Origin of the sequence: Accumulibacter sp., assembly GCF_031732815.1 — a bacterium.
Lineage (GTDB): Bacteria > Pseudomonadota > Gammaproteobacteria > Burkholderiales > Rhodocyclaceae > Accumulibacter.
The window spans coordinates 3,705-7,612 of sequence record NZ_JAVMKF010000059.1; the positions used below are offsets into that span (position 1 = coordinate 3,705).

General features: G+C 71.0%; 3 protein-coding genes. All 3 read right to left on the reverse strand.

Annotated elements, in window-relative coordinates; translation table 11 throughout:
- Window positions 1-1,605, reverse strand: a 1,605-nt coding sequence (locus RKP46_RS04990; RefSeq protein WP_311105603.1) for an Hsp70 family protein, incomplete at its 3' end; no start/stop codon positions are given.
- Between the two features lie 3 nt (window positions 1,606-1,608).
- Window positions 1,609-3,456 (reverse strand): Hsp70 family protein, encoded by a 1,848-nt coding sequence (locus tag RKP46_RS04995; RefSeq protein ID WP_311105604.1) that lies wholly within the window; start codon window positions 3,454-3,456, stop codon window positions 1,609-1,611.
- A partial coding sequence (locus RKP46_RS05000; RefSeq protein ID WP_311105605.1) for a DUF2760 domain-containing protein occupies window positions 3,453-3,908 on the reverse strand: 456 nt, incomplete at its 5' end. The genes RKP46_RS04995 and RKP46_RS05000, both read right to left, overlap by 4 nt.

Below are 3,908 nucleotides of genomic sequence, written 5' to 3' on the forward strand. Positions count from 1 at the left end.
CGGGCTGATCTGGCCGGGCTGATACGCCGTGTCGGCGACTGACGAGGCGAGGTGGAAGCGTACCGGCTGGCCCAGGCGGAGGCTGAAAGTGCGCTCGGGCAGGCAGATTTCGCGTCCTTCTTCGCTGCCGCGCGGCAGCAGGCAGATGCCGCGCGGTGGGCCGCCCGCCTGGCCGTTCGCCTCGTCGAGAACGAGAAAATAGCTGCGCGCCGAGCCGCCACCGATGCGCCGCCCGTGTCCCTGGCGGACGAGCGCGTAGGCGACCGCGCCGCGCGCCACAGCGGTTTCCGGATCGTCGTTGTGCAGGACGCGCAAGGCCTCGCCGCGCCACTCGGCGAGCGTTTCTTGCAGCCGCTGGCGCAGGGCCTCGGCGCGGAAGACACCGCCGTTGAGCAGCAGGCTGTCGGGGACGGGCAGCGCCGCCTGGTCGTTGCCCAGCGCCTGGCGGGCGGCCTGCGCGTGCCGGCGCAGGAAGGCTGCGAGGTGCCGGGTGATGGCCGCATCGGCCGGGTAGGGCAGGCCGAACTCGACCAGTCCGCCACGCCGCTGGGCGAGCGGCGTATCGTAATGCGTGGGTGGGAAGAAGCCGTCGACGAGCAGGCGGTGGATTTCCTGGCGTTGCAGTTCAAGCTTGCGCGCGCCGCCGATCAGGCGTGCGCCGCCGCCGAGCAGCGTCAGCACCAGGCTTTCCGGTGCGCCGGCGGCGAGCAGTTGCTCCTTCGCCGCCCGGCAGCGCGCGGTGAGCTGCGAAAAGCGCGCTGCCGAGAGTTTGCCTTCGCTTTCCGGCAGGCGCGACTCGACCAGGTGGGCGAGCGCCAGGTCCATGTTGTCGCCGCCAAGCATCAGGTGGTCGCCGACGCCGACGCGCGTCAGCCGCGGCTCGCCTTCGTGCTGCGTCACCTGGATCAGCGTCAGATCGGTCGTCCCGCCGCCGATATCGCAGACGAGCAGCAAGCGTGTTTCGGCCAAGGCTTCGGCGAGCCCGGTCTGGTGGCGCAGCAGCCAGTCGTAGACCGCCGCTTGCGGTTCTTCGAGCAGGCGCAGTTGGCTCAGCCCGGCCTGCCGGGCGGCGGCCAGCGTCAGCGCACGCGCGCCTTCGTCGAATGACGCGGGAACGGTGAGGACGACCTGCTGCTCGGCCAGCGGCGCCTGCGGGAAGCGATGCTGCCAGGCGGCGCGGACGTGCGCGAGGTAGCTGGCGCTCGCCTCGAGCGGCGATATCCTGAGCACATCGTCTTCCGCGCCCCAGGGCAGGATCGGCGCCAGCCGGTCGACGGCGGCGTGCGACAACCAGCTCTTGGCACTGCTCACCAGGCGGCCGGGGACCTGAGCTCCGAGCTCGAGCGCCAGGCGCCCGGTGATCGCCGGCTCGTCGTCGGCGTTCGACCAGGGGAGCAGCCGGTCGGCCGGGCTGATCTCGCCGGGCGCCGGGTGGTAGCGCACCGAAGGCAGCAGCGGGCGCGCGGCGACCTGGCCGGGGCCGACGAGTTGTTCGATCGGCAGCAGTTCGACCTGCTGCTCGCCTGGTGCGGCGTAGGCGACGACCGTGTTGCTCGTCCCCAGGTCGATGCCGACGATGTACTGGCGCGTGGCCGGGCGCCGCATCGCCTATTCTGCCGCGCTGCCGCGCACGTCGAACTCGACCTTCCAGCGCTCGGCGCCATCGTGCGGCAACGCTTCCAGTTCGAGCGTGCCGGCTTCGGTGACGCGCGCGTGCAGACGGACGCGGACGACTGCGCCAGGGGCGCGTCCTTCGCTCGGCAAGGTCGTGTGGATCTCGTCGAGCTCCTGCAGCTCCTCCGGCGCCCACTCCTCGAGCAGCGTACCGACCTGATCGAGCCGGCGCACCGACGACCCGAAGAAGCGGAAGCGTACCTGTTCGCCGACGACCAGACCGAACTCCTGCGTGGACAGGGCGGCTTCGCTGCCTTCCTCCATGCCGAAGGGCGCCAGACAGAGCGCCTGCACCGGCGGCTGCAGGCCGGGTACGGCAGGCATTGCCGATTCGACGGCAACGTAGTACGAACGCGCCGTTCCGCCGCGAATGCGCACGCCCTGGCCGCGTCGGACGTAGCCATAGTAAGCCGCGCCACGTGCGACGGCGAGGTCGAGGTCGGCGCCGGCCAGGCGGCGCGCCGGTGCGGCCTGCTCGCTGTTCAGCCAGGCGTTGATCGTCGCCAGCGTCCGTTCGGCCAGCAGCTCGGACTTGAAGACACCGCCGTTGAAGAGCACCGCGGTCGGATGCAGGAAGGTCGCGCCGTCCGGGAGCTGCGCACTGAACCCGGCGAGATCGTCGGTGGCCGTGCGCTGGCGCGCCAGGAAAGCGGCCAGATGGCGGGTGATCGCCGCATCCTGCGCGTAGGGCAGGCCGAGTTGCGTCAGGCCGGCGCGCCCGCGCCCCTGTGGGCGATCGCCAATCGCCGCCGCCGGGAAGAAGCCATCGAGCAGCGTCGTGGTGAGTTCGGCGCGCGTCAGCTCGCTGCGGATCGAGCCGCCGATCAGCTTGCTGCCGCGGCTGGCGATGACCAGCGGCACGCTCTCGACATCGGCCTTGGCGAGCAGCGTTTCCTTGGCCGAGCGGCAGGCGTGCGTCAGCGCACGCAGTTGCCAGGCGTCGAGCCGCGTCCCCTGGGCGGCGAGCTTGCCGGCGACCGCGTAGGCGAGCGCCAGGTCCATGTTGTCGCCGCCGAGCAGGATATGTTCGCCAACGGCGACGCGGTGCAGTTCCAGGTTGCCGGCGGTTTCGACGACCGCGATCAGCGAGAAGTCGCTGGTGCCGCCGCCGACGTCGACGACGAGAATGATGTCGCCCGGGCGAACGGCCTTGCGCCAGGCGCCAGCGCTTTGCTGAATCCAGCTATAGAGCGCCGCCTGCGGTTCTTCAAGCAGGATCAACTGCGCGCAACCCGCGGCGCGTGCCGCTTCGGCGGTCAGTTCGCGCGCCGCCGGATCGAACGAGGCGGGGATGGTGACGACCACTTCCTGTTCGGCAAAGGGCGCCTGCGGCTGCGCGTACTCCCACGCTGCGCGCAGGTGCGACAGGTAGCGCAGCGAGGCCTCGAGCGGCGACACGCGGGTGACTTCGGGCGGTGCATCGTTCGGCAGGATCGCTGCCCGGCGATCGACGCCAGCGTGGCAGAGCCAGCTCTTGGCGCTGGAAACCAGGCGGATCGGCGTTCCCGCGCCGCGGCTGCGGGCCATCTCGCCGACCGCGTGATCGAGCTCGGCGGTCCATGGCAGCGCCAGATCGCCTGGCGCCAGTTCGTCGGCGTGCGGCAGGTAGATGAACGAAGGCAGCAGGCCGCGCGCTTCGAGCGAACCGGGGGCGGTCAACTGCGGAATCGGCAGCACATCCTGGGTCACCTGCTCGCCGTCGCTGCCGGCGAGATCGATGTACGAAAGCGCACAATGCGTCGTACCGAGGTCGATGCCGATCGAGTAGCGCGGTGCACTCATAGTTCGACCTCCGCCGGGGCAACGATCTTCAGCTCATGACCGGGTGCCAGCTTGGGCAGGCGCAGCTCGACGACCTGCCAGCCGCGGTGCGTCAGGCTGCCGGTGAATGGCGGCTGACCGACGACGTTGCCGGTGACGCGCACCGCCGCGGCGTCGAAACCGACCGGCAGGCTGACCCGGCTGCCTTCCGCTTCGCCACGTACCGGAGCAAGTGTGAAATTCTCGCGCAGGACCTTGCGGCAGCCTTCGTGCACCAGGCGCGCGGCGGCGCCGACGTCGGCGTCAGGGTAAGCGCTGACCTCCTCCTGTACGAAATCGATGAAGCGCGCCTCGCGCTGGAGCAGACCGAGGAGCTGCAGCGCGCCGTCGGGCGTCGCTTCGCTCATGCGCACCGGCGGCGTTCTGACCGGCGCCGGTGCGGCTGCCGGCGCGGGCGGCTCGGTGCGCGGCTC

What these genes read in the sequence shown, in the direction of transcription:
- RKP46_RS04995 (WP_311105604.1), bottom strand. Translation starts at nt 3,456, where the DNA reads ATGAGTGCACCGCGCTACTCGATCGGCATCGACCTCGGTACGACGCAT.